15 protein-coding genes are annotated in these 19,168 nt (G+C 46.7%); all 15 read right to left on the bottom strand.

What is annotated here, in order from left to right:
* Nucleotides 1-21 precede the first annotated feature (21 nt).
* Nucleotides 22-537, bottom strand: coding sequence for an acetyl-CoA carboxylase biotin carboxyl carrier protein (gene accB, locus ACFVS2_RS03195; protein WP_390230802.1), 516 nt, complete (start codon nucleotides 535-537; stop codon nucleotides 22-24).
* A gap of 240 nt (nucleotides 538-777) precedes the next feature.
* Nucleotides 778-1,425 (bottom strand): TetR/AcrR family transcriptional regulator, encoded by a 648-nt coding sequence (locus tag ACFVS2_RS03190; RefSeq protein ID WP_007726477.1) that lies wholly within the window; start codon nucleotides 1,423-1,425, stop codon nucleotides 778-780.
* A gap of 80 nt (nucleotides 1,426-1,505) precedes the next feature.
* Nucleotides 1,506-2,408, bottom strand: a complete 903-nt coding sequence (locus tag ACFVS2_RS03185; protein ID WP_390230798.1) for a M15 family metallopeptidase — start codon at nucleotides 2,406-2,408, stop codon at nucleotides 1,506-1,508.
* 96 nt (nucleotides 2,409-2,504) lie between these two features.
* A complete protein-coding gene (locus tag ACFVS2_RS03180) occupies nucleotides 2,505-4,082 on the bottom strand; it encodes a glutathione ABC transporter substrate-binding protein (RefSeq protein WP_390230795.1) in 1,578 nt (525 codons plus the stop codon).
* A 96-nt stretch (nucleotides 4,083-4,178) separates the two neighbouring features.
* Complete coding sequence (gene msrA, locus ACFVS2_RS03175; RefSeq protein ID WP_390230793.1) at nucleotides 4,179-5,150, bottom strand: peptide-methionine (S)-S-oxide reductase MsrA; 972 nt, start codon at nucleotides 5,148-5,150, stop codon at nucleotides 4,179-4,181.
* Between the two features lie 174 nt (nucleotides 5,151-5,324).
* Nucleotides 5,325-6,704: a M20/M25/M40 family metallo-hydrolase gene (locus ACFVS2_RS03170; protein WP_390230790.1), complete on the bottom strand. Its 1,380-nt coding sequence runs from the start codon at nucleotides 6,702-6,704 to the stop codon at nucleotides 5,325-5,327.
* Between the two features lie 298 nt (nucleotides 6,705-7,002).
* Nucleotides 7,003-8,100: a Ger(x)C family spore germination protein gene (locus ACFVS2_RS03165; protein WP_390230787.1), complete on the bottom strand. Its 1,098-nt coding sequence runs from the start codon at nucleotides 8,098-8,100 to the stop codon at nucleotides 7,003-7,005.
* 1 nt (nucleotide 8,101) lies between these two features.
* Complete coding sequence (locus ACFVS2_RS03160) at nucleotides 8,102-9,172, bottom strand: GerAB/ArcD/ProY family transporter (RefSeq protein ID WP_390230784.1); 1,071 nt, start codon at nucleotides 9,170-9,172, stop codon at nucleotides 8,102-8,104.
* A complete protein-coding gene (locus ACFVS2_RS03155; protein WP_390230781.1) occupies nucleotides 9,169-10,518 on the bottom strand; it encodes a spore germination protein in 1,350 nt (449 codons plus the stop codon). The genes ACFVS2_RS03160 and ACFVS2_RS03155 overlap by 4 nt, the downstream gene beginning before the upstream one ends.
* A gap of 135 nt (nucleotides 10,519-10,653) precedes the next feature.
* Nucleotides 10,654-12,672 (bottom strand): S9 family peptidase, encoded by a 2,019-nt coding sequence (locus tag ACFVS2_RS03150; RefSeq protein ID WP_390230778.1) that lies wholly within the window; start codon nucleotides 12,670-12,672, stop codon nucleotides 10,654-10,656.
* 5 nt (nucleotides 12,673-12,677) lie between these two features.
* The gene (locus ACFVS2_RS03145; RefSeq protein ID WP_390230775.1) at nucleotides 12,678-14,480 is read right to left on the bottom strand and encodes a S9 family peptidase; all 1,803 of its coding nucleotides are present in this window, start codon (nucleotides 14,478-14,480) and stop codon (nucleotides 12,678-12,680) included.
* Between the two features lie 80 nt (nucleotides 14,481-14,560).
* The gene (locus ACFVS2_RS03140; protein ID WP_390230772.1) at nucleotides 14,561-16,189 is read right to left on the bottom strand and encodes a peptide ABC transporter substrate-binding protein; all 1,629 of its coding nucleotides are present in this window, start codon (nucleotides 16,187-16,189) and stop codon (nucleotides 14,561-14,563) included.
* Nucleotides 16,190-16,225: 36 nt separating this feature from the next.
* Complete coding sequence (locus tag ACFVS2_RS03135) at nucleotides 16,226-17,173, bottom strand: ABC transporter ATP-binding protein (protein WP_390230769.1); 948 nt, start codon at nucleotides 17,171-17,173, stop codon at nucleotides 16,226-16,228.
* Nucleotides 17,174-18,193: an ABC transporter ATP-binding protein gene (locus tag ACFVS2_RS03130; protein ID WP_144615850.1), complete on the bottom strand. Its 1,020-nt coding sequence runs from the start codon at nucleotides 18,191-18,193 to the stop codon at nucleotides 17,174-17,176.
* A 28-nt stretch (nucleotides 18,194-18,221) separates the two neighbouring features.
* The gene (locus ACFVS2_RS03125; protein WP_390230765.1) at nucleotides 18,222-19,166 is read right to left on the bottom strand and encodes an ABC transporter permease; all 945 of its coding nucleotides are present in this window, start codon (nucleotides 19,164-19,166) and stop codon (nucleotides 18,222-18,224) included.
* Between the last annotated feature and the right edge of the window lie 2 nt (nucleotides 19,167-19,168).

Raw genomic sequence — 19,168 nt, 5'->3', positions numbered from 1 at the left:
CTCCCCTTAAAAGCTGCTCCATTACGCTTGCTTCACCAGGAATAACGGCTGTCCATGCTCGACCAACTGACCGTTTTCCACCAAGACTTGGACAATCTCTCCTTTTACTTCTGCTTCAATCTCGTTAAACAGCTTCATGGCCTCGACAATACAGACAATGGTAGTTGGCTCTACCCGATCGTTTACGGATACGTATGGTGCTGCGTCAACTGCAGGTGCTGCATAGAAGGTACCGACCATGGGTGAAGAGATTTTGTACAAGTTTTCCGTCACTTCCGCCGATTTCTGAGGGACTTCCACAGGGACTTTTTCGACTGGACGCTCAATCGTTTCTTTTTTAGGCAAAGGAACAACGGGTGCCGCCGTCACGATTGGTGCGCTTTTACTTTGTACGGGGGTCTGATGTAAGGCTGTGACTTGATTCCCATTTCTTCGTTTGATACGCAAAGAAGAATCTTCATCATTTACCTCAAAAGATTCTATGTCCGTCTGCTCCAATAGCTTCACAAGTTCTCGTAATTCGTAAATGGTAAGCACGACTATTCCTCCCCAATTCCCGAATCTGACTGGCACAACCTCACGAACCGACTAGTTGGTCTTATGTGATTGCGCAAGACCGACCAGTTGGTCTTTTCGATATTATAACAAATGTCAGAATACTAGTACAGACCAACTAGTTGGTCTGATCAAGGTATTTAATAAGGGACCATTAAGCGACTATGCCCCTGTCTCCTATCGAAAAGCTTGAGTGTAGCCGCATGATCCTTGTTAGCACCCCTACAATGGCTTGAAGGGATTTTCTTGTGATTGCAGGAAAAAACGTTGAAATGCCGGGTTTTCCATCGATTCTGATTTCAAAACGGAATGAAGAACCATATCTGCATAAATATCCGCGATTTGCTCGATCGAGTACGTCCCTGACTTTTGATACCATTTGTAAATCCAGTTCACCATGCCAAAGATAGCCATGGACACAATCGGCACAGGCAGCTCCGGGCGGAACTCACCCGATTCGATCCCGTCCGAAATGACGGTGAACATGATTTTTTTATAGCGATCCCGTTTCGTTTCAATATCCGTGTAGTACTCCGGAGCTAAAAACAAACTCTCCTGATAAAAAATCGTAACCTGCGAACGGTACAGATCAATCATCATAACAAAGGATTTTACGATGGCTTGCAGACGTTCTGTCGGAGTATCCCACTTCTCGTAAGCTTCCTCCGCTTTTTCCAGCACATACGTAATAAATTGATCATGAATGATGTAGAGGAGTTCATCTTTTGATTTGAAGTTGTGGTAAAATCCTCCCTTCGAAGTTCCGCTTTCTTTCACAATTTGATCCACAGTCACTTTGTGGTAGCCATTTGCTTCAAACAAGCGCATGGATGTTTCAATAATACGTTCTCTGATTGATTTTTCGACCATTATCTTCACCCGTGAACATTATAGCATAACTACATAGCAAAAACGCCGATTCTCTTCGGTGAGAGATCGGCGTTTCTTCCTTAATTCGTTGGTGTGGAAACAGGAACGGCACCTGAATATTCTTCGAGCGTAATCCCTTTTTCTCCGATTTCTTGTGCGATCTCGGCCCCTACATAACGCAAATGCCACGGCTCATAAATATAACCAGTAATCGCGTCTTTTCCCTCTGGGTAGCGAATGATAAACCCAAATTTCTCGACGTTTTCATCCAGCCAATTCGCTTCTTTGGTTCCGGCAAAGCAGCTCGTTGCTGCACATTTGCCATCCTTACCGGAGACGTCAATCGCAAGTCCCGTTTCATGCTCACTCGTCCCAGGAACGGCACTGTAAGTCCGTGCCTTCTCTACGCCGTCTTTTTTTACATAGCGATTAAACAGCGCTTTCTGGTAGGCGTGGGAGCGATAGGCAGATACGCCAGCTAACTGGACACCGTCAGCCTGAGCTGCCGCAAATAACTGCTCAAGCGCACCAGCTGCTTCTTTGCGCATTTTGCGTTTCTCGCTCTTTTCCGGGAGCAAGTAAGGAACGTTTGGAAACACTAGATCATTTGGCTGATAGTTCTCTGGAAGCTTGCGTTGTTTGTTCACCAGTACAGCAACACTCTCAGGCTCACCCACGACCTCGATGTCCGGGAACGACAGCTCAGGTGGCTGACCCGCTGGTGGCTTTTCTGCCGGCTTCGTTTCCGTTGGCTTCGCTTTCTGGGGTTGATCCGGTTGTTCTTGCTTTGGTGTTTCAGCCGGTGGAGGCGTGTTCTCCTCCTTTGGCTTCTCTTCTTCTTTCTTTGGAGGAGTTGGCGTCTCCACGGATGATGGTGTCTGTGGTTCTTGTGGAGCAGCTGTACTGTTACATCCAGACAACACAAATGTCATTGCCGTTACGAGTACAAGCGGATGCAAAAGTCGGTGTCGAAAACTTCTCATTGTAACGTTCCTTTCGTTTTGGAGCTGATCCAATTATGTAGGTAATAAAAGTACGTACCTATTATGACATAATTGACCGGCGTTTCGTTACATGATTTATCGAGAAATCACGACCTGTTCGATATTTAAGTAACCCGCTGGACTGATGGAGAAGCCCTGAATATGGTTGCTAATCACAGCCAAATTCTCCAGATTGCGAATCGGCACGACCAAAGCATCTTGCAGCTCCACGTCTTGTGCTTTTGCGTAGATGGAAAGTCTTTTGGCAGGATCTGTTTCGATACGACCAGCCTCGATGAGACGATCCAGCTCGGGATTGCTGTATTGAAAACTGTTACCAGCCCCGCCACCCGATGTATGAAATAAATTGTATTGATTGTAGTCGGCATCCCCGGTTGCATTTGCCCAGCCACTGACAAAAATCTCATGATCCTTCGTTTTCTCAATGGTTCGGACAAACTCATCGTAGCTGACGACTTTTAGCTCCGCGTCGATGCCGATCCCTTTTAATTGCGACCGTATCACTTGGGCAACCAAGATTCGATCCCGTCTGTTGTAGGTAATCATTTGAATAGGAAAACCATCTGGATAGCCCGCCTCTGCGAGCAACCGACGCGCTTGGTTGATGTCGTACGGGTAGCTTTTCACAGTCGGACTGTAGCCGAACACATGTGGTCCAATCGGTGAGTTCGCCTTCGTTCCCACGTTGTTATACACCCCTTTAATGATCGCTCCCGTCTCGATCGCCATACTGATGGCTTTCCTCACACGGATATCATTCAGTGGTGGACGTGATACATTAAACCCGATAAACTCCGTCCCGAGCGCATCACTGCGGTACACACGCATCTGATTGGAGGCTTGAATTCGATCCAGCTCCATGACAGGGATGGACTCTGCAATATGTGCTTCTCCATTCTCGACCATCGCAATGCGAGCCGCATCATCTGGAACAACCTTGAAGACGACTTGATCAAGCGTAGCAGCCTCGCCCCAATAGGACTGGTTTTTGCTCAAGGTAATTTGACTGCCAGGCTCCCATGATTGGAACTGATAAGGACCAGTACCAACCGGGTGATGCGATAATTCCCGCCCGTATTTATCGATCGCAGTGGGGCTGATGATGCTCCCTTCGTGACTGGCCAAAATAGAAAGCAAAGGAGCAAATGGCTTATGAAGAATGAATTGTACTCTGTACGGGTCGATGACCCTTACCTGTTTTACTTTTTCGAACATGGCTGCCCGTGGAGAAGCCACCGCCGGATCTAATACACGATCAAATGTTTTCTTGACCGCCTGTGCATGAAAGGGAGTCCCATCGTGAAAAACAACACCTTGTCGGAGAGTAAACTCCCAAGTAAGATCGTCGATTTGTTTCCATGCCGTTGCCAGCTGTGGCTGAATGTTCATGTTCCTATCTCGTTTGACGAGCCCTTCATACACTTTTCCTTGGACGACACTCGCCTCATTAATCGTCAAAATAAAATGGGGATCGAGATTTGCGGCATCCGACATACGCGCAATGATTAACGTCCCACCCTCAGCAACGTTTTGGGGTGTCGGTACGATTTGATTGTTGTGGGGCGGCTCCTGACCGAAAGAACAGGCTGATATGGCGATGATTGCTGCGAGTAACAGTCCAATTAGTCTGTGAAAGGATTTCTGCGTGTACATTGGACCCTCCCTGCATTCTCTTCTGTTTACCTAGTTGTATGTTTAGCAAAAAGACCGCCCTTCTCCCATGTTTCCCGGAGAGTAGCGGTCCACACTCTATTCTTTTTCAAATAATCGTTTATACTCCCCGAAGCCTTCTGCCTCCAAACGACCTTTCGGAATGAAGCGCAATGCGGCTGAATTGATGCAGTAGCGCAATCCATTTTCTCCAGGACCGTCCTCGAAAACGTGGCCGAGATGAGAATCTGCATCTTTGCTACGAACCTCTGTACGAATCATATTATGTGTCAAATCCACATGCTCGGTTACGGTTTCCTCTTGCAATGGCTTGGTAAAGGATGGCCACCCGCAGCCGGAATCGAACTTGTCCAAGGAACTGAACAAAGGCTCGTTGGAGACGATGTCTACGTAGATGCCCTCTTCCTTGTGATCCCAGAATTCGTTCGTAAATGGACGTTCTGTCCCGTTATTTTGCGTCACCTCGTACTGGAGCGGGGTCAAGATTTTTTTCAATTCTTCTTGCTTCGTACGGTCGCGCCATGCTTCCTTGGTGAATTTCGCTCTGCCTGATGCCGCGCGGTAGTATTGGTAGCGGACCGGATTTTTCTTATAGTAGTCCTGATGATATTCCTCCGCTGGATAGAACGGCTTGGCTGGCAAAATCAGCGTTGCAATGGGCTTTTGGAAACGACCGCTCGCATCCAGCTCTTGCTTTGATTTCAGCGCAAGACTTTCTTGCTCTTCATTATGATAGAAGATCGCTGGCGCATACGATTGACCTCTATCACCGAATTGACCACCTGCGTCAGTCGGGTCGATTTGTCTCCAGAACATTTGCAGCAATTCCTCGTAGGAGATGAGAGACGGATCATATGTGATTTGGATGGCTTCATAATGCCCCGTCGTATCAGAGCATACCTGTTCATAGGTTGGGTTTTCGACATGACCGCCTGTATAGCCGGAGACGACTTTTTCAATGCCTGGCATCTTGTCAAACGGACTGACCATGCACCAGAAGCATCCGCCTGCAAAGGTTGCGATTTCGAATGGATGTGTATCGCTGTTCACGCATTTCGCCTCCTGTAAAAGTATGTACACTATCATTTACGATTGTACATGGTTTACAAAAGCAAAGTCCACTCTGGAAGTGCTGCGAGAGGGTTCCAAAAAGGAAAGGAGACCTTTTTACACGAAAGGTCCCCTTTTCGCTATAGAATTGCCTGATCCTTCACTCGTATGTTGCTACTCTGACAGCGCTTTGGCAAATCCAGAGAGCATGACAACCATATGGGCAATTCCTTCCTCGAAGTCTTTCAAACGGATGGATTCGTTCGGCGCATGTACTTTGCAGCCAACCCAGCCTACCCCTGTACTGACAACCGGAAGCTTCAGCTGCTCACCGAAAATATACATCGGACCCGTGCCTGCCGCGTTTGGAGAAAGCACTGGCTCATGATCGTAAATGACGCGTGCTGAATCCAGTACGTGAGAAACAAATGGATGGTGGAAATCGGAGCGATACGCTTTTTGCCCGTTGATCATGGTGACGGTAATATCCGTAAAACCATGCTTCTCCAAATGATTCTCAATGCAATTCATGATGTGCTGTGGATCTTGTCCTGGGACAAGGCGGCAATCCAACTTGGCCTTCGCGCTTTTCGGCAGAACAGTCTTCGCGCCCTCTCCTGTATAGCCGCTATCCAGACCACAAATGGTCATGGTCGGATGAAAAACCATGGCTTCTCGTGGGTCCACATTGTTTGCCGCGGTAATCAGTGGGCGTTTCAAACCGAATAGCGCTACTGTCGCCTCTTCACTGAACGGCAATTCAGAAACGACTTTCTTTTCATCCGCTGTTGGTTCCTCGATCCCATCGAAGAAGCCTTCGACCAAAATCTCGTTTTGCTGATTTTTCATCGTCGTCAATGCCTGTACCAAGCGCCACGCTGCATTGTCTACATACGCACCGACAGAGGAGTGCATGTCGATATCTGCCCCAACGCATGTCAGCTCTAGGTACGCCATTCCTTTGATCCCGGCAACCATGCTGATTCGCTCATTTTCGTCCTTTCCACCGAATTCCCAAATGCAGGCATCCGCTTGGAAAAGATCCTTGTACTCTCGAAGATATGGCTCCAGATTCGGGCTGCCGATCTCTTCTTCTCCTTCGATCAGGAACTTGATGTTGCAAGGCAAACCGCCTGCTTGCTGCTGCAAAATGTGAATCGCCGTCAGACGCGCTACGAGGTCACCTTTATTGTCGGCAGCACCACGGGCATACAGCTTTCCATCGATTATCGTCGGGTCAAACGGCTCTGTGTTCCACTCATGAAACGGCTCAGGTGGTTGAACATCATAGTGATCGTAAAACAGGATCGTTTTGCTGGCGTCTCCTTCACTGCCTGCAGCAAAAAACGCATACACGACTGGATTGCCGCCAAGATTGTCGAGTACCTTTGTCTCTCCGCCAACCTCATGAATCATCTTGACCACGTATTCAACTGTCTCTGGGATGGCCTTATGCTGTGCGGACACGGTAGGAAATCTCAAATATTGCTTCAGCTTCTCGATTGCTTGTGGCAAGTTTTCTTGCACAATGCCTACGACTTGTTCTTTGTTCATTATTGCGCTCCTCCTACTGACCATTTTTCCAATTGATGATGGAATCCGAACATTTGTAGCTCTCCATGCATTACCTTTTTCGATATCGCAGAAAAATCGTTGTCTGAATAAAGAGAGATGATCGGAACATCCTGATTCCAAATCTTCTGTAAAGAGTGATAATTATCCTTCCTTTTATTAGAATTTGGCTCCGCTTTTCCTTTGAGGACCAAAGAATACGTTTCGAATTATTACGATAATCCATCATTTTTTACAAAACCTCGATTTCTGTTTCAATCAAGGTTTTGTATGCCACCCATCATTTAATGATTCCCGTGCTTTCAATCTCCAAATCAACTGTAATGTTAAACCTCATTTTAGAATATATTTCCTGCCACAACTCCCACTCCTTCTTGCCATAATGATTTCTAGCCATATAATGTAGTCCGAATCCAATCGGATCAATTTGATGCTTCTGCATACTCTCCAACAGGTTCTTGTATCGATTTTCAATATTCTTCTCCGCAACCCTTTCTATTTCTCCCCAATTCTTATCAAATAAAGCTTGATTAGATTCCTGAATTCGCCCTCTTACTTTAATGTCCATTTGCAGAATTGGCGGTTGCTGTTTGGGGGTCTGAATCTGATAGCGATATGTAAAGCTTTGAATCAATAGTGAGTATCGAAGATGATCTTTTTTTACGCTGACTACAAAATTAGATGGTTTTCGAACAAGCTGGCTAAACAATTCTGTTTGCCCTGGTTGAATGACCATCTTTAATTCTTTCTTGTTGAACAAAGCCACTTGATTCACTTCGAATGACTTTCCTTTTTTTGAAACAATAGGCAAAAAAGGGTCTTTTCCCAACTCGAACATTCTATTGTAAAAGTCATATAAATACTCTGTTACAGCTAAAGACGATCCTATTTTCTCATGTCCAAAGCTTAGAATAAGAGAGTCTGCTGGAACACGTTCAGATCTGGGACTCGCTTCTAATATCTCTTCTGCTGACGGATTCGCAAGTGCCATATACTCAATTCTCTGCACATCACTCCCTCTAAATATCCAATCTGTTGTTGTGAGGATCTCGTCATTCGCTAGATTCCTTCCGATAATAAAAATCTTTGAATGCCCCAAATCAAGTTCTTTGTCCACGTTGGAATTCATGAGTTCTAACGCCTCAGAAATGGTGTCAGCTTCCTGTGAAATGATTTGAAACGCAGCATGCCCCGGCTCTATTCGATGTGTGGGAATCGCCAGTTTTAATGAGACCTTGTACTGCTTTTCTTTACCTTGATCGATTCCTATCGCTACTACAAAAAATCGTTTATCTATATCTTTGAATCCACATCCACTCAGCCCAAACAAAAGCAAAACGAAAAGCACACCGAAAAGCACACCTATCCTTCTACGCATGTTACTGTTTCCTCCTTCCTATCAAAACCATCAGAAGAACCAACAGGAGCTCCATCATAAACCGAACCATAAACCACTGCTCCGCTACCATAATCAGCTGCTTTTCATTTGTCAAACGCCCGTACCACCAAGTTGCGATACCCACGACTCCAACAATGATCCATCGATATCGTTTGGATTGGCCACGAAAAATACTACCGACTAACTCTGTACCAATATGCCAGCTCATCGAGATAAACAAGAGAGTAACCGCAACGTAAACGATTAAATAATAGAAGACGACTCGTTCAATAAATCCAAATTCCATTCGAAGCGAGTCAACTGTATTCACCCAAAGGTAAAGGTAATTTTCTACAGCCTGTGTACCATGAATACCAATCGGAATAAGGAAGGTGCTCAACAATGTGATCGCCCCTGTAACCGGTACTAACCAAAAATGGGTTAGTGATATTCTCCAAGTAAAAAACCTGTTTAACACAATCAGTGTCATATATCCTGTAAAGCAAAACATCGCTGTTGACAGTGTATTCCAAGAAGGAATCGTAAAGATGTACTCCGTCGTGACCATAATCGCATTCCACTCAAACGTTTCACTTTGGAGTGCTTTAAATAAGATGAAAACGACGATTGGAAGAATGAATATCAGAATAATCTCGGATAAATAATTGATCGCTGCCGTCGAGCGAGTAGCTGCATAACAGCTTACGATAATTAAACAGAAAAGGAGCTGTTCAATGGGAATAGATGGATTCAGAAACATTTTGGCAATATATGAAAATGCAATTAGAACCACCCCTCCAGCGACTATCCAAAGGAGTCCCAGAGAGAAGCTAATTACGGAGCTTAGCATCACAGGTAATCGTTGTTCAAAAATTTCAGGTAACCCCTGACCTGGGAACTGACCCATTGTCCTAGTAAACAAATAAGCCAGTGTCGATCCAAACACAATCGCGAAGAGGATCGCTAGCCATGCACCTTGAAATCGATACTCCACTAACATTACGGGTACATAAAAAATGGTATTTACCAGCATACATAAAATAAATGGATAATAATAGTAACGATTCATCATCCAGAGATCCTCTTTTTCGAATTGGTTGATGCATGCTCACCGAATTGGAGTCGAAAAAAGGGTTCACCATAGCTTCTCAGATTGACTAAATACACCAAGAAACAAAAAACACCTGACATGAGTCCCAGGATACCGAATAAAGTAGCAAACACGATTAATGGATACTTTACCAGCCTGATTGCAAAGCTCATCTCGTTGATCGGCACGACAAAATTAGCAATCGCGACAGTTGATGTAATAATGATCATGACAGAGCTGACCAGACCTGCTTCTTGCGCTGCTTGTCCTAAAATTAATCCACCCACCGTTGTAGCCGTTGAACCAATATACTTTGGCAAACGAATACTGGCTTCGATTAGCACCTCAATCAGGAAAAGCATAAATAGAACTTCGACGAATGAGGAATATGGGACTGGAGCGCGGCTCCCTGCGATTGACAATGCGAATTGTACTTGGAAGATCTCTGGATTATGAGAAATGACTGCTATGTAAATCGCAGGGAGACATATGGTGAGGAATAATGAAATATAGCGAAGGATGACCAGACCTATCCCTATCCAATACGTTTGATACCGATCGTCCATCGCAGACATAAAATCGTAAAATACAGCGGGAGCTATTAACGCAAAAGGTGATCCATTGACCAAAATGACAATCTTTCCTTGTGAGAGACTGAAGACAATTCGATCGGGTCTTTCTGAGACGAGCATCAAAGGTACAAAGTTAAATTTCTTTTGAGACAATAAATTTTCAAGCTGTCCAGAAGCTTGAATAAACTCATCTTGAATATCGTCAATCTTTTGTAACAGCTCCTGCAAAACTGTTTCTTTCACGACATGCTTGTCATACAAAACATACAATTTTGTTTTTGGTTTTTTTCCAACCTCTTTTTCCTTCACCATTAGATTGGAGGAAGCATAACGTCTTCGTATTAGGTTGATGTTTGCATAGCTATCTTCTGTTAACGCAAATGGTGGCCCTTGTACAGAAGCTTCATTTTTAGCGTAATCTACTTTGTCGTTGATGACCTTGGATGAGTAAAAGGAATAAAACGTATCATTTATAGTGATTAAAGAATAACCCTCTAGAAGCTTCGGTATCACTTCCTTTTCGTCTAGAACCTGCTCACAAAAAAGCTCCGCATCTAAGATGTTTTTCATTTCACTATACGAATGACAAGTCGAGAAAGGTTCCGAAATACGTTCCTGAATCAGCTTCGAATTAATCAAAGATGAATAAAAGTATAATGCTATGGAAAGGTCACCATTAGTAAGATGCTGTATTTCAAAATCTTGTGTTTCACTCAGTTCTCGGAGTTGACTGTCAATCTCCTCTAGTTGAATCAAAGGAAACACTCCTTTGTGGTTTCTTTTTCCATATTATGCTCGCTTGTTATTTATATCATTCAAGTAATCCCTTTCTAAAATGGACATAGAAATAACCAGTCAAAACACAAAATAACGTGTTTGACTGGTTTACGATTATTCCGCTATTTTTACTTTCTTGTCTAAAGTCAAATAGCTGTCAAACCAATCCGACGTATATTGCAGTCTCAACACGCGTTGCCGAGGATCACCACTGCGGGATAGTTCATGACTGGCACCCGGGAAACGGACAAATGACACCGGTGCCTTACCTTGATGCTTCAATGTTACATAAAGCTGCTCGGCCTGTTCGATCGGGCAACGGTAGTCATGTTCTCCATGCATGATCAGCAGAGGCGTCTCGATGTTCTCTACCAAGCGAATTGGTGAATGCTGCCACATTTTTTCCGGATTCGTGAATGGATTTGCCTGAATCTCTTCGGCAGTAAAGAAATAACCGATATCACTGACACCGTAAAAGCTTACCCAGTTGCAAATACTCCGATCTGTTACACCCGCTTTGAATCGATTGGTTTTACCGACGATCCAGTTCGTCATAAAGCCACCGTAGCTGCCGCCTGCGACACCCAAGCGAGCCTCATCGACAAAATCGTATTGATCGCATGCATATTGCACGGCCGTCATCAAATCGCTATAATCGTTCCCTCCATAGTCACCGCAGCAAGCCTGGACAAAACGCTCTCCGTAGCCAAAGCTCCCTCTCGGATTTGTATAGAGTACGGCGTAGCCTTTTGCAGCGAGCAGCTGGAACTCGTGGAAAAACGTATTTCCGTACATAGAGTGAGGCCCGCCATGAATTTGCAGAACCATCGGATATTTTTTTCCTTCTTCAAAACCGACAGGCTTGAGCATCCAACCGTGCAGCTTCCAGCCATCCTTCGCGACAAACTCCATTTCTTCTGGAACAGGGAGCTCAATGCCAGCAAATAGCTCTTCGTTCAGCGATGTTAGACGTTTTTCTCCTCTGTCTTTCAGGCACACTTGATACAAGTCGCCCGGCGTAAACGGGTCACTGATGGCAACAACCACCGTTTGTTCGTTTTCATGCAGCGAAAAGCCGTAAATATTCCGATTGCCCGCTACAACATTCGTGACTTGTCCGTCCAGCGTTACGTGATAAATGCCGGAATTTCCTCTCTCACTTGCAATGAAATACATACCTCTTCCATCTGCTGTCCATACAGCGCCTGGATTCGGGTGACCTGGCGAGCGCATGTCCCCGATGGTGGAATCGCCCACCTGAACGTCCCAATCATCTGTGATGCAAGTATAGTTGCCCTTTTCAAAATCATATACCCAGATGCGCTTCTGTGCTGCGTACAAATGCGTGTCCAATTCACTTCCGATATACGCTAGCTTCTTACCGTCGTGTGACCAGGTTGGATAGGCAAAAATCCCTTTGCTGTTGGTCAGCTTTTTCCATTCTCCCCCTTCAGAAGGGATGAGAAAAACGTCAACACTATGCTGAAAATCAGGGTCTTCTGTTCGGTTCGCAGTAACGGCGAGCCATTTTCCGTCCGGCGACCAGGACCCAATTGTATGATTGTACGGGCCATCGCTGAGTGGAGTAACCTCGCCTGTTTCTACATGAACAATGGCCAGCTGCTTGTTTTTCTCGTAAATGAACCCAAGATCATCGGATTTGTACTTCATTCTTCCGACTTGAATGGCTTTGGGATTTTCTTTCTCCTCAGTTCCCTCGAGGTCTGCGAATGTTTCACCTTCATCCAGAATCGACGAGAAGACAATGTATTTGCCGTCAGGTGACCAAGTCGGATTGCTGACGCCGTTTTTGCAACGCGTGAGCTGCCTTGCTTCGCCTCCGTTTGCATCGATCAGCCAAATCTGTGATTTTCCAGATCGATTCGAAACAAAGCTAATCTTTGAACCATCTGGCGACCAGCGCGGAAAGGTGTCGCGGGAGCCAGCCGTCAATGGTTGTGGGTCATCTACATCCAATTTGCGTAAAAATAAGTGATTTTGGTATGCGTGGGACTCATCGATTTGATTTTCCACATAGGCAAGCGTTTTTCCGTCTGGTGATAGCTGCGGATCGCTCGCGTACCGCATTTGATACAAGTCCTCAGCCGTTATGCCTCTTTTTGCTTGCGTCATCCTAATCACTCCTCGATTTTATTGGTGGATGCAAGTTGCTCTAAAAAGAACCGGGAAATCTTTTGATTTAACGTGATGTGATTATCCAGCTTTTCGGTAAAGTGACCTTCGTCCTCAAAAATGTGCAAATCGACTTCTTGCCCCCTGCCTCGCATGTCCGCTACGAGCTGTTCTGCTTCGCTGACAGGAACACGCGTATCATTGCGCCCGTGGAATACGAGAAGCGGAGCCGTGATCTTATGGGAATGATTCAAAGGAGCAATTTCTTCAAAAAAGTCATCGTCTTCGCCGAGGAACCCGTACTCCATCTCACGCAATCTCCGTCTCCATGCCCCGGTGTTCCCCAGAAAGGTTTTGAAATGGGAAATCCCCACAATATCAACACCTGCGGTCCACAGGTCAGGGTAATGCGTAAGCGCTGCCAATGTCATGAATCCTCCGTAACTACGGCCCATGATACCGATCGCATTCGGGTCAACACTTGGACGGTTGCCTAAATCTTTGACCAGCCAAGCCAAATCTGCTACAGAATCCATTCGCTTGCGGCGATCATCGAGCTGGACATATTCCCGACCGTAGCCCATGCTGCCGCGAACATTCGGTGCTACCACCGTAAAGCCTTCGTTCGCCAAAAACTGAAAAACAGGATGATACTCCGGTCGAATTTGGCTCTCTGGCCCGCCATGGACGTAGACGACGACTGGTTTTTTCTCGGCATTCTCGGATGTATCTTTGGCATAGAGGAAATACGGCACTTCCAAGCCATCAAAAGAGCGAAACGTGCACAATTCTGGCTCGATGAGTTTATCTTCCAGAGCATCGGATTGACCAATGTTCGTCACACGTCGGCTGGTTTGCTCCGAAATGGTATACGTCCAGATGTCTCCTGGAAGTGTAGGGCTTTTCAGCGTAAAAGCGAGCTGATCATCACTCACCCAGGCCAAGGAAGAGATCACTCCACGTGGTGCTTCCTCCACCCGCTCCCAGCGTTGCTCTGTCAAGGAATAGAGAGCAAGAACGGAATAGCCTCCTTCATTGATAGTGAAGGCAAGAAGCGTCTCATCGGGAGATAATTTGGCCTCCTCGATGTCCCATTTTGGGTCGTGCACCAGTTTGTCCAGCTCTCCTGTACGCAGTGAAAAGCGGCACAACGCTTTCGTGTTCTCATCGCGGTCGGTTACGAGATATCCCGTTTGGCCGTCTTTAGACAGTACCAAGGAATGGTAGCGCGCATGTTTGCTGCAAATGGCGAGCTTTTGTGCTTCCTTCGTTTGTAGATTCAACATATACAGGCAATTGTCAATGTTGGTCTCCTGCACGCTGAAAATGAGTCCTGTCCCGTCTGGTAGCCAATCGATTGGATCTGTGCGCCCATCGTAGCGGAAGACTTCCTCATACGCACCACTCTCGACATCCTGCACAAAAATATCAAAGCTGCGCGGATTGCGACGATTGCTGGACCACGCGATCTTTTTCCCACACGGAGACCAGCCTCCCAAATAGTGAAAATAATCAGGAGCATCTGTCAGCGGCTTCACAACTGCACCATTTTCCGTTAGCAAAAAGAACTGCTGCCGCTCGTCTCCCTTGTTGTCCATACCGACAATCGTTTTCGTTCCGCACGGGGAATGGTCAACTGCTACCACACGATCAGGCAAAAAGGTCACTTGCTCCGAGCGGTTGGAATCTTCCTTCCAGCGCCACAACTGCGCGATACCTGTCAGCTTCGTTAAAAAGGTAATCTCTCTACGCTGCGGTACCACCTTCAATTGATACGCGGATTTCACTTGCAGATAGTCCAAAATCACGAGAAATCATCCTTTCCTGCTTTACTAGATGTTCCTTGGAGTATGTAAAGAGAAAAAAGAGGAGAAGCTCCTCTTTTTTTCTATTTTTTGGTTGCCCAGCGAGCGCTTGGGAACGCGTTAACTGGGAAATTGAGACCTTCCAGATTCGGTTTCACCAAATAGTTTTGCTGGTAGTGGTAAACTGGAATGAACGGCATTTCATCCATCAAAATGGCTTCTGCCTGGTGAAGCAGTTCCATACGCTTGTTCGGGTCTTGCTCAACTTTTGCCGCCATATTCAACTGATCATACTCTTTGTTCACCCAACCAGTACGGTTGTTCGGGCTTTCACCCAAATAGTAGTCAAGGTTAAACGCAGGGTCGTTGATTTGACCTACCCAGCCCATACGGCCCATTTGATAGTTCTTTTGTTTCGTTGTATCCAGATACACTTTCCACTCTTGGTTTGTCATTTTCACTTCTACGCCCAAGTTTTTCTTGAGCATTTCTTGGATCGCTTGCGCTATTTTCTTGTGGCTTTCATCGGTGTTGTACATGAGTGTAACATCTGGCAGTGTGGACCAGCCTTCTTCTTGCATACCTTCAGCCAGCAACTTCTTCGCCGCTTCGTAATCTTCTTTGAAGTAGTCTCCGCCCTCTTCGCGGAAGTCTTTTCCGTTTGGTTGTACCGCTCCGCGAGGTACCATGGAGTACGCTGGTGTCTCTCCGCCTTGGCTTACCATTTCGGACAGCGCTTTACGGTCGAGCGACATTGCGAAAGCTTTACGGACCTTTTTATTCGTAAACGGTTCTTTCGTTACGTTAAACATGTACATGTACGTACCATAGTAAGGAACGGATTTGAAATCTGGGCTCGATTTTTCTTGCGCGAGGATGTCAGACGGCATCTCTTTGTTAAAGTCGAGCTCGCCACTCTTGTACATCTGATAGGCAGTCGTGGCGTCATTCACCATTTTCCATGTGATCTTATCCATTTTTACGTCAGCTTTGTTCCAATAATGCTCGTTCTTTTCAATTACGAGCTCGGAGTCATGCTTCCAGGAAACGAGCTTGTAAGCGCCGTTGGAGATGTAGCTGTCTGCATCTGCTGCCCATTTTGGATTCGCTTCTGCTTGCTTCTTGTTGATTGGGTGCCAGTAACGGGTAGCCAGCATTTTGTCAAAGTACGAGGTAGGTGCGACCAGCTCGATTTCGAGCGTTTTTGCATCGACTGCCTTGATGCCTACATCTTCTGCTTTTCCAGTACCCTTATTGTACGCTTCTCCACCTTTGATGTAGTAGAGCAGATAAGCAGAGGTCGAAGCTGTTGCCGGATCAAGATGCTTCATATACGTGTAGGCAAAATCCTCTGCGGTAACCGGCTCACCATTGGTCCACTTCGCATCATCGCGCAAAATGAACGTATACTTCAGCTTGTCATCCGACAGCTTCACTTCCTTCGCTACTCCCAAGATTGGATTGCCATCCTTGTCCTTGGTGTACAGACCTTCCCCCAAGTGATCCATGATCCAGAAGGACGTCGTATCCGTTGACGTGAGTGGGTTCAAATCTGGTGGCTCGGACTTGGAATTGAACACAACTTCTTGTTTGGCAGCAACGCCTGGGGTAGTGGTACCTCCAGTCGATGTTGACTCGCCACTACCGCCGCAACCAGCTAGAGCCGGAATGACGAGCGAGAGCGACAGGGCAAAGGCAGCTAATTTCTTCACGTTGTTTCCCCCTATATTTTAAGATAGAAAATCGAACTACTGATAGAGATGACAAGCGACCCAATGGTTTGGTGCGGCTTCCTGCCATTCAGGAATCTGTGCCGCGCATTGCTCCATGGCCTTTGGGCATCTTGTTCGGAAAACACAACCGCTCGGAGCGTTGGCAGGACTCGGCAAATCGCCCTGCAAAATGATGCGCTCCCGCTTGATTGTCGGATCAGGAATCGGAATGGAGGACAGCAACGCTTGTGTATATGGATGAAGTGGCTTTGCGTATAGCTCGAAGCTGTTTGCCATTTCTACCATTTTGCCGAGGTACATCACTCCGATTCGAGTGGAAATATGCTTCACCATGGACAGATCGTGGGCAATAAACAAGTAAGTCAGCCCCCTGTCCTGCTGTAAGTCTTCTAATAGATTCACGACCTGCGCTTGAATCGACACATCAAGCGCTGAAATCGGTTCATCCGCGATGATAAATTCCGGTTCGACCGCAAGTGCCCGGGCAATCCCGATCCGCTGCCTTTGGCCACCGCTGAATTCATGAGGGAATCGGTTCGCATGTTCCTTAGACAAACCAACCAGCTCCAGCAATTCTTTGACCCGATCCGCTCTTGCACCACGAGACAAGCCGTGAATATCCAAGCCCTCCGCAATAATGTCCATGACGGTCATTCGCGGATTCAGACTTGCTTGCGGGTCTTGAAAAATCATTTGGACGTCGCGGTGGAACTGCTCTGCCTCTTTCCCTTTTAAGCGATGTGCATTTTTGCCTTTGAACAAAACTTCTCCATCTGTATTTTCATAGAGGCGAATCATCGTTCTGCCCAACGTCGACTTTCCACAGCCACTCTCGCCTACTAATCCGAGCGTCTCGCCGCGATTAATCGTGAAGGTCACGCCGTCGACTGCCTTAAGCGTAATCCCATTACCGATCTCAAAATGCTTTTTTAGATTTTTGACTTCAACCAACGCTTGGCTCATCTAAGTCTGCCTCCCTGCTGCCACCAATTCTTCCAGCTTCGGTGCCCGTGGATCATGTAGCCAACATGCAGCTTGGTGACCCTCGGTGAATGTGGAAGCGTCCGGCATTTGCTGCTCGCATATTTCCATCGCAAACTGACAACGCGGAGCGAACGGACAACCTTTTGGCGGGTGGAATAAATCTGGCGGCGTTCCCTCAATCGGTACCAGTCGTTCCTTTTCCACACCATCGATCCGCGGCAGAGAGCGCATCAAGCCCCATGTGTACGGATGCTTCGGATTTGCGAAAATGTCCTCTACCTTGCCTGTTTCCACCACAATTCCTGCATACATAACCACGGCCCGGTGCGCGATTTCGGCTACGACACCCAAATCATGTGTAATCATCACGATGGAGAGCTGCTGCTTTTCCTGTAATTCTCGGAGCAAGTCCAATATTTGTGCTTGAATCGTTACATCCAATGCTGTCGTCGGTTCATCTGCAATGACGAGTTTTGGATTATTGGCGAGTGCAATCGCGATGACGACACGTTGCCTCATTCCCCCGGAAAATTCATGCGGGTATTGATCGACTCGTTTTTCCGGATCGGGGATACCGACCAGTCGAAGCATCTCCATCGCTTTTTTACGTGCCTCTTCTTTGCTGACCTGATGGGTACGAACAAATCCCTCTACGATCTGGGCGCCAACCTTCATCGTCGGGTTCAGTGCCGTCATCGGGTCCTGGAAGACCATCCCAATCTCAGCTCCACGAACCGAAAGCAATTCCTTCTTGCTCATCCCCGTGATGACTTTTCCATCAAAACGAATCTGACCATCCACGATTCTTCCCGGCGGGTTCGGGATCAAGCCCATGATCGCTTGGGCGGTTACACTCTTCCCACAGCCGCTCTCTCCCACTACCGCAAGCGTCTCGCCACGATCAACATGAAAGGTAACTCCCCGTACAGCCTGTACCTCTCCACCGTACGTTTTGAAATGTACGCGGAGGTTTTCTACTTGTAGCAAATGATCCGCCATGTCTGATCCTCCTATCTTCGTGGCGAGGTTACTCGCGAATTCTTGGGTCCAATGCGTCCTGCAAGCCATCACCGAAGACGTTGAAGGCAAACATCGTCAAAGAAATCATCAAGGCCGGGAAGAAAAGTCTCCACCAATCCCCTGTCAAAATGACGCCGAGTGCATCGTTAGTCATCGTACCCCAGCTAGCGATTGGCGCTTGCACACCCAATCCCAAGAAACTGAGGAAAGATTCTGCAAATATCGCCGACGGAATGGTAAACGTCAAGTTCACGATGATGACTCCGATCGTGTTCGGAATCAGGTGGCGTAACAGAATGCGAGGGAATTTGGCACCCAGCACTTGCGCAGCCATGATGAACTCCTGGTTTTTCAATTGCAGGATTTGCCCCCGAACGAGACGAGCCATCCCTACCCAACCGGTTGCGGACAACGCGATGATGATGGTAACAATTCCAGGCTCCATGACAACCATCAGCATGATCACCACGAGTAGGTACGGCAGACCGTACAAGACCTCGATCAATCGCATGATGATTGTATCGATTCGGTCTCCCTTTTTGCCTCGACCGGCCATGTATCCAGCAATACCGCCAACGGTCACTCCGATGACCAAGTCAATTAACGCTGCCGATATTCCGATAATGAGTGAAATTCGCGCTCCGTACCATGTCCGTGAAAACATGTCGCGCCCCAGCTCATCTGTTCCGAACCAATGCTCGCTCGAAATTTCCTGATTCGCATTCAAGAGACTCTGATCGGAATAGCTGTACGAAACGAGATGTGGACCAATTATCGCCATGGCCATCAGCAAAACAATCAGGGTCAAACCCACCATAGCCAGCTTGTTTCTGACGAGCTTTCTTGTTACTTGTTGAAAATGAGTCAGGCTCGGTCGCATCTTAGCGATCTGTCCATCTGCTTTTTGAGCTCTAGGTCGAAACAACTCATTTACTGATTGATCTACCGCCATTG

It is taken from the genome of Brevibacillus sp. NPDC058079, assembly GCF_042885155.1.
GTDB lineage: Bacteria > Bacillota > Bacilli > Brevibacillales > Brevibacillaceae > Brevibacillus.
The sequence above is the reverse complement of the archived record's forward strand: the minus strand, read 5'-3'. Positions and strand labels throughout refer to the sequence as shown.

Coding starts and splice junctions, on each gene's coding strand:
- ACFVS2_RS03190 (WP_007726477.1), bottom strand. CDS start 1,425: ATGGTCGAAAAATCAATCAGAGAACGTATTATTGAAACATCCATGCGC.
- ACFVS2_RS03185 (WP_390230798.1), bottom strand. CDS start 2,408: ATGAGAAGTTTTCGACACCGACTTTTGCATCCGCTTGTACTCGTAACG.
- ACFVS2_RS03180 (WP_390230795.1), bottom strand. CDS start 4,082: ATGTACACGCAGAAATCCTTTCACAGACTAATTGGACTGTTACTCGCA.
- ACFVS2_RS03170 (WP_390230790.1), bottom strand. CDS start 6,704: ATGAACAAAGAACAAGTCGTAGGCATTGTGCAAGAAAACTTGCCACAA.
- ACFVS2_RS03165 (WP_390230787.1), bottom strand. CDS start 8,100: ATGCGTAGAAGGATAGGTGTGCTTTTCGGTGTGCTTTTCGTTTTGCTT.
- ACFVS2_RS03160 (WP_390230784.1), bottom strand. CDS start 9,172: ATGATGAATCGTTACTATTATTATCCATTTATTTTATGTATGCTGGTA.
- ACFVS2_RS03150 (WP_390230778.1), bottom strand. CDS start 12,672: ATGACGCAAGCAAAAAGAGGCATAACGGCTGAGGACTTGTATCAAATG.
- ACFVS2_RS03135 (WP_390230769.1), bottom strand. CDS start 17,173: ATGAGCCAAGCGTTGGTTGAAGTCAAAAATCTAAAAAAGCATTTTGAG.
- ACFVS2_RS03130 (WP_144615850.1), bottom strand. CDS start 18,193: ATGGCGGATCATTTGCTACAAGTAGAAAACCTCCGCGTACATTTCAAA.
- ACFVS2_RS03125 (WP_390230765.1), bottom strand. CDS start 19,166: ATGGCGGTAGATCAATCAGTAAATGAGTTGTTTCGACCTAGAGCTCAA.